Annotated in this window: 7 protein-coding genes; 4 read left to right on the top strand and 3 right to left on the bottom strand. The window is 71.1% G+C overall.

All coding sequences use genetic code 11. The features are described from left to right. The 3 genes from VIP82_RS17485 to VIP82_RS17475 all read left to right on the top strand — a co-directional run. Nucleotides 1–672, top strand: a 672-nt coding sequence (locus VIP82_RS17485) for a CDP-alcohol phosphatidyltransferase family protein (protein WP_331910927.1), incomplete at its 5' end; no start/stop codon positions are given. A 49-nt stretch (nt 673–721) separates the two neighbouring features. After that, nucleotides 722–1,567 (top strand): glycosyltransferase family 2 protein, encoded by an 846-nt coding sequence (locus tag VIP82_RS17480; protein WP_331910929.1) that lies wholly within the window; start codon nt 722–724, stop codon nt 1,565–1,567. Nucleotides 1,568–1,687: 120 nt separating this feature from the next. After that, complete coding sequence (locus VIP82_RS17475) at nt 1,688–2,986, top strand: CDP-glycerol glycerophosphotransferase family protein (RefSeq protein WP_331910925.1); 1,299 nt, start codon at nt 1,688–1,690, stop codon at nt 2,984–2,986. A gap of 33 nt (nt 2,987–3,019) precedes the next feature. Here VIP82_RS17475 and VIP82_RS17470 read toward each other — a convergent pair whose 3' ends face one another. The 3 genes from VIP82_RS17470 to VIP82_RS17460 are packed head-to-tail and all read right to left on the bottom strand — an operon-like array spanning nt 3,020 to nt 5,307. Beyond that, nucleotides 3,020–3,484 carry a GbsR/MarR family transcriptional regulator gene (locus tag VIP82_RS17470; protein ID WP_331910923.1) on the bottom strand — a complete coding sequence of 155 codons (465 nt, stop codon included), beginning with the start codon at nt 3,482–3,484 and terminating at the stop codon, nt 3,020–3,022. Continuing rightward, nucleotides 3,477–4,283 carry an alpha/beta fold hydrolase gene (locus VIP82_RS17465; protein WP_331910921.1) on the bottom strand — a complete coding sequence of 269 codons (807 nt, stop codon included), beginning with the start codon at nt 4,281–4,283 and terminating at the stop codon, nt 3,477–3,479. Before VIP82_RS17465 ends, VIP82_RS17470 begins: the two co-directional genes overlap by 8 nt. A 19-nt stretch (nt 4,284–4,302) precedes the next feature. Beyond that, entirely contained in the window at nt 4,303–5,307 is a 1,005-nt protein-coding gene (locus VIP82_RS17460; RefSeq protein WP_331910919.1) for a hypothetical protein, read from the bottom strand. 216 nt (nt 5,308–5,523) lie between these two features. Here VIP82_RS17460 and VIP82_RS17455 point away from each other — a divergent pair. After that, on the top strand, nt 5,524–6,390 hold an 867-nt coding region (locus VIP82_RS17455; RefSeq protein WP_331910917.1), incomplete at its 3' end, for a hypothetical protein.

Below are 6,390 nucleotides of genomic sequence, written 5' to 3'. Positions count from 1 at the left end.
CTCACGTGGATGCTGCTGAAGACCTCGATCTCGGCGAACGGCGTGACGGGGCTCATGATCCTCGTCGGCTGGTCGACGGCCGCGGCGCTCCTGATCCCCGGCATCTGGGGCGCACTGCTCGCGGTGGTGCTCGGCCAGCTGCAGATGCTCGTCGACTGCTGCGACGGCGAGGTCGCCCGCTGGCGCCGCACGTCGTCGCCCGCCGGCGTCTTCCTCGACAAGGTCGGGCACTACTCGACCGAGGCGCTGATCCCGCTCGCGCTCGGCATCCGCGCCGCCGCCTACCCGCTCGAGTTCCCCGCCGACTTCCTCTGGACCACGATCGCCGCGCTCCTCGCGCTCGTCATCGTGCTCAACAAGGCGCTCAACGACATGGTGCACGTCGCCCGCGCGAACGCCGGGCTCGCGAAGCTCGCCGACACCCACGGCGAGACGGCCCCGCGCGGCGGACTCGTCGCGAAGCTTCGCAAGGTGGCTCGGTTCCTGCCGTTCCACCGCCTCTACCACTCGGTGGAGCTCACGCTCATCGCCTTCGCGGCGGCGCTCGTCGGACTCGTCGCCGGGCAGCCGATCACCGACCGCATCGTGCTCGCGGTGCTCCTGCCGCTCGCCGTGCTCTCCGTGATCGGGCACTTCGTCGCGATCATGGCCTCCCGTCGTGTCCGGTCCTGAGCGGGAAGACATCGCCGCACACCCCCGCGTCGGCGTGGTCGTGCTCACGATGGGCACGCGGCCCGACGACCTGGCGCGCGGCATCCGCAGCATCCTGGGCCAACAGGGCGTCGTCACCGATGTGGTGTGCGTCGGCAACGGCTGGGATCCGGCGACCGCGGAGCCGCCGCTCCCGCCGGAAGTGACGACGCTGCACCTGCCGGAGAACCTCGGCATCCCTGCCGGCCGCAACCGCGGAGTGCCGCTCGTGACAGGCGAAGCGCTCTTCTTCCTCGACGACGACGCCTTCCTGCCGAGCGAGACCTTCCTCGCCGACGGATGCGGCATGCTCGCCGAGCGGCCCGAGATCGGCCTCATCCAGCCCCGAGTCGTCGACCCGACGGGCCGTGTGTCTCCGCGCCGCTGGATCCCGCGCATCCGCAAGGGCGACCCGTCGCACTCGAGCAACGTCTTCTCGTGCTGGGAGGGCGCCGTGCTCATGCCTCGTGCGGTCTTCGACGCCACCGGCGGCTGGGCCGACCCGTTCTTCTACGCGCACGAGGGCATCGAGCTCGCCTGGCGGGTGTGGGACACCGGGCACGTCGCGTGGTACGCCGGAGACCTCGAGGCGGGGCATCCGGTCATCGACCCCGCTCGGCACGCGTACTACTACCGGCTCAACGCCAGGAACCGCGTGTGGCTCGCGCGGCGGAACCTCCCCGCCGTGCTCGTGCCGCTCTACGTCGGCTCGTGGACCGCGATCCAGGTGCTGCGCTGGGCGCGACAGCCCGCGGCGCTGAAGGCCTGGTTCGCCGGATGGCGTGCCGGGTGGCGCGAGCACCCGGGGGAGCGACGGCCGATGCGCTGGCGCACGATCTGGCGCATGACCCTCGCCGGGCGCCCGCCCGTGGTGTGACCAGCAGGCAGCGGTCGACCCGGCAGCGGAGTACTGCGACGCGGTAACGATCGGCTCTCAGTGCCGGCGCCGCACCGGCAACGGGGCATCCGCTCAGCCCGACCTCGCTACCCTTGGACAGTGGGATTGAGGAAAGACGCGCGACGCGCCGTCAAGCTGGCCAAGGACATCATGTGGTCCAGACGCGCGCAGCGCTCGCTCGGCGTGAAGCTCGCCGAGCAGGAGCCGCTGCCGCCGCACCGTTTCCGTGTCGGCGTGTACTTCGCCGACGGCAAGGTCAACCTCTACCAGCTGCGGCAGTGGTACGCCCCGCTCGCAGAGCTCGCCGAGCGGCACCCCGTGCTCATCCTGAGTCGCGCCTCGGGGGCGGCGCTCGCGCTGCTCGACGAGTCGCCGGTGCCCGTCGCCTATGTGCGTCGTGTCGCCGACCTGGAGCGCGTGATCGCCGAGCAGGACCTGCACGTCGTCTTCTACGTGAACCAGAACGCCAAGAACTTCCAGATGATGCGGTACGGCCGCCGCTGGCACGTGTTCATCAACCATGGCGAGTCCGACAAGATGTACATGACGACGAACCAGTTCAAGGCCTACGACTACTCGCTCATTGCGGGTGACGCCGCCAGGGCGCGCCTCGAGAAGGTGCTCTGGGACTACGACTTCGACAAGCGCGCCATCCCCATCGGCCGGCCCCAGGCCGACCACTACCTCGACGGCGCGGCATTGCCGTACACCCCTGACGACCGCGAGGTCGTGCTGTACGCGCCCACCTGGGAGGGCGACCGCGGGGCTGCGGCCTACGGCTCGATCGCAACGCACGGTGTCACCCTCGTGCAGGGACTGCTGGCCACCGGACGTCACCGGGTCATCTACCGGCCGCATCCCCGATCGGGCGTCGTCGACCACGAGTACGGTGCCGCGAACCGCGCGATCATCGCCGCGATCGAGGCGGCGAACGCCGCCGACCCGGCCGCGCAGCACATCTACGACCACGGGCCGAAGCTCGGGTGGCAGCTCGCCGCGGCCGATGTCGCGATCGTCGACATCTCGGCGATGGTCTACGACCGCCTGGCGGCGGGCAAGCCGCTCCTGATCACCCGACCGGCGAACCCCGAGGCGCAGATCGACACCTCGGGCTACCTGCAGGCGTGCGAGTGGCTCGACGTGACCGAAGCCGCGGCGATGGTCGCCCGTGTCGACGACGTGGCGCACGACGAGGCGGCGCTCGAGCGGCTCGGTGTGTGGGTGGAACGCTACTTCGGCGACCCGACGCCGGGGGTCACCACGGCGAGGTTCCACGCGGCGGTCGACCACCTCATGGCCGAGTGGGAGCGGTTCGCCGCGCTGCACGCCGCCGACGGCGAGATCGACGAGCGCGACGTGCGCGCCGGCGAACAGGATGAGGACGAGCTCGAGGCCTAGCGTCGTCGTCGGTCGACGTGGTGGGCGTGGGAGTCAGTGCAGCGGATCGCCGTCGTCGGCGTGATGCCGTCGCAACATCTCGTCACCCGCGTCGACGTAGCCCTCGAAGAGGCCGACGACCGCGTGGAGGCGTTCGCGCGCTCGTGCGCCCTCGGTGAGCGCAGTTCCCGAGTGCAGGGTTCGGATGAAGGTGCGCGTACGTTCGTGGCTTGCGGCGAGCAACTGCTCGAACCCGCCGACGGCCTCCACCCGGAGCCGCCGGCTGCCGGGCTGTGTGATCGTTCGCGCGAGCCCCCACGAGACGAGCTCCCGAACCGCGGTGCTGACCCCGCCGGTGCTGAGGCCGAGGTCGGCTCCGATCGTGTCGAGCGTCTCGGGGCCATGCCTGAGCAGCAGGAACCCGTACACGCGCCCGGTCGCGCGGGAGAGGTGCCAGGCCGCGAGCGCGTCGCCGACCGACTCGATGAAGTCGGCGACCCGTTCGTCGTGTTCACTCATGGGGCGCCGCTGCCAGCACCTCGAGGAGGGCTGCCGTCGTCAGGTCGGGCGCATCGAGGGTCACGACGTGACCGGCGCCCGCGATCACGCGTTCGCCGATGTCCTCGGCCCTCGCCCACTCCGGCATCGCCGTCGCGATGTTGCCCGTGCGATCGAGCTCCCCGCGGATGAGGGCGAGCGGAACCGGCACGCGGTAGCCCGCATCGGGCTCGACGAACCCGACCGCAGCGCGCCAGACGTCGAGGAACACGCGCTTCGGCATGCGCGCGAACATCGTCTCCGTCGCCGTGATCGCCTCGGGCGTCACAGCTGAAGCGCGAGCCAGCATGCCGGGCAGCCGCGATGCGGGTACGAGCGACAGAGCGGGAGCGGCGAGGCGCAGCGCATTGCGTTCGCCGCGCGAGAGCGGGCCCGTGTTCCAGGTCGAATCGACGGCGACGAGTGCTCCGGCTCGACCTGGGTCCCGGCGCACGAGCGCCTGTGCCACGTTGCCGCCGAGCGAGTGCCCCACGAGGGCGGGCTGTTCGAGTGAGAGGTGGTCGAGGAGGGCCGCGAGGTCGTCGAGAGCGGCCTGTCCGGTGAAGCGCGCCCCGGGTTCGAGGCGCGAGGCGCCGTGGCCGCGCAAGTCGAATGCGACGACCGAGTGTCCGGCGTCGCGCAGCGCGAGCACCTGCGGCGCGAACATCGAGTGATCCATGCCAGCGCCGTGGATGAGGACGACCGGTCGCTCATCGCCTCCGAGCATCGCGAAGCGGATCGTCGCGCCCGGGCGTGAGAGCGCGCGATCTAGATTCAGCATATTCTGAATATAGCGAAATTCACTGGCCCTCGGGTTGCACCCCGTCGTCTCGGGGGGATTCCGGAGCCGGATCGCTGTCGGGGCGGCGCGTGATCGCGCCTCGTGCGGCACGCCCTGCGGCGCGCCCTGCGGTCTGGATGCCGCGGCTCGCGCTGAGCGCTGCGCCGCCGACGACGGCACCGGCACGCGAGAGCCGCGACGCGGCCGCGGTCAGCACGGAGTCCCCCTCGCGCGGCTCGAGTTCGAGCGGCAGCGTCTGGGGGGCCTGGCCGAACGCCAGTCGGGACTGCTTGAGCACGCGTCGGCCGAGCACGCTGTTGCCGATGCCGCCGATCGCGGCGCCGATGCCGAACGGGATCGCCTTGCCGATGATGCCGGCGCCGCCGCGGACCGCGAACTGCTTGATGAAGACGCTGCGCAGCTTGTCGACCACCGGCCCCATGATCGCCCTCGGCATGCTGTTCGTGATGAGCTCGCCCCAGTAGACGTTGCGCGCGGCACCCGTGCCCGAAGCCTGCCCGGCGAATTGGCGCACCAGGTCGACACCCTCGTTGCCGAGCATGAGGGTCATCACGAGCGCACGCGCGCGGTCGGGGTTGTCGACGGCGATGCCGTGCACCTCGGCGACCGATTGCGCGAACAGGGCAGTGGCTTCGAGGAAGCCCGCCGTCTCGACGCCCGACAGCGCGAGCGTCACGCCCGTGCCGATGCCGGGGATCACGGCGGTCGCCCCGACGGCCGCGCCACCGGTCGTGACGGCGGCGAGGTACCGGCGCTCGAGGATGCGCACGATCTGCTCGGGGCTGGCGCCGGGCGAACGCCGGCGGACGGAACGGAGATGGGCGACCACGATCGGCCGCTGGATCGCGAGCACGCGGTCGATGCCCCGCTCGACGCCGTGGGCACGGCCCTCGTCGGCGCCGAATCCCGGGGAAGCAGCGCTCTCGGAACGGTCGGACTCCGGGCCGCCCTCTCGCGGCGCGCCCGAGCCCATCGAAGTGATCGTGTGCACGCGGTCTTGCATGGGGAGATTGTAGGCGGCCGAGCCGGGAGTCGTCCGTGCTGGGCATCCGCCTGTCGGTCGTGGGGACCGTGCGGGCCGAAGGATGACCTCATGCGAGACGTTTTGCCCCCCAAAGTGAGGGTTTCTCTTGTCAGCGAAGTCTGCATGGGAGTAGAACGGGCACGAGCGCGTGCCGACCCGACATGCGCGGGGGTGGCATCGGCCCGGGGGGAAATCATGCGTGCCCAGAACGACCAGAACCGCTTCACTCTGCGCTCCGCAGACGGACGCCGCGAACATCGACGTCGCGACTGGCGACCAGGCCTCGCCGTCGTCGCCTCGATCGGCGCATGGGCCCTCGCCCTGACCGGCGCACACGTCGCCTACGCGGATCCGGTCGCCGAACCCGAAGACGTCGCGAAGCTGCGCGCGGGAATCGCGGCGTTGGCCGAGGTCGCGCTGGGCGACTACGAAGACGTCGGCCCGCTCGCGAGCGCACTCCCGCTCGCCGATGTCGCACCGGGCGCGACCGTCGTGCGACCGGGGGCCGCGATGCAACTCGCCGCAACCCTCGAAGCAGGAGTCAAGACCGCACTCCTCGGTCTCGCCGAGTCCGCGACGACCGCCGACTTCATGGCGGCCGTCGACGGGCTCGATGCGGACATCGCAGGCACGCATCTCGACCTGTCGACCGGAAACCTCGTCGACTCCGGTGATGCACGCGGCTTCGACCTCGCGATCACGGTGTCGCGCACCGTCGATTCGCCGCTCGCGATCGTCGACCCCGACGGCCCCGGCGGCCAACCGCTCCGCCTCGTCACGGCCCAGGCCGATCCGGCACCGTACGACCTCGCGTTCGAGTTCGCGGGTGCCGTGCGCACCGACCCGCAAGGGCTCCGATTCTGGCTCGACACGACCGGCGGCGAACCCGCAGTCGTCTTCAGCGCGGCACTCGCCGGCGACGACGCCTTCGCCTTCCCGGGCGGCGCGGCGGCCGTCGGCGTCGGCGACGTCGAGATCCTCGGCGAGAGCTCCGTCGACGTCACGGCCGAATGGAGCGGCACGATCGATGACGTCAATGGCGACGGCCGGCTCGCGATGTTC

Source organism: Microbacterium sp., assembly GCF_036566905.1.
Taxonomy (GTDB): Bacteria; Actinomycetota; Actinomycetes; order Actinomycetales; family Microbacteriaceae; genus Microbacterium.
This window is presented reverse-complemented; position numbering and strand designations above follow the sequence as displayed.

Bases quoted from the DNA above. Each gene is read 5' to 3' on its own strand.
- VIP82_RS17465 (WP_331910921.1), bottom strand. From the start codon at position 4,283: ATGCTGAATCTAGATCGCGCGCTCTCACGCCCGGGCGCGACGATCCGC.
- VIP82_RS17480 (WP_331910929.1), top strand. From the start codon at position 722: ATGGGCACGCGGCCCGACGACCTGGCGCGCGGCATCCGCAGCATCCTG.
- VIP82_RS17470 (WP_331910923.1), bottom strand. From the start codon at position 3,484: ATGAGTGAACACGACGAACGGGTCGCCGACTTCATCGAGTCGGTCGGC.
- VIP82_RS17460 (WP_331910919.1), bottom strand. From the start codon at position 5,307: ATGCAAGACCGCGTGCACACGATCACTTCGATGGGCTCGGGCGCGCCG.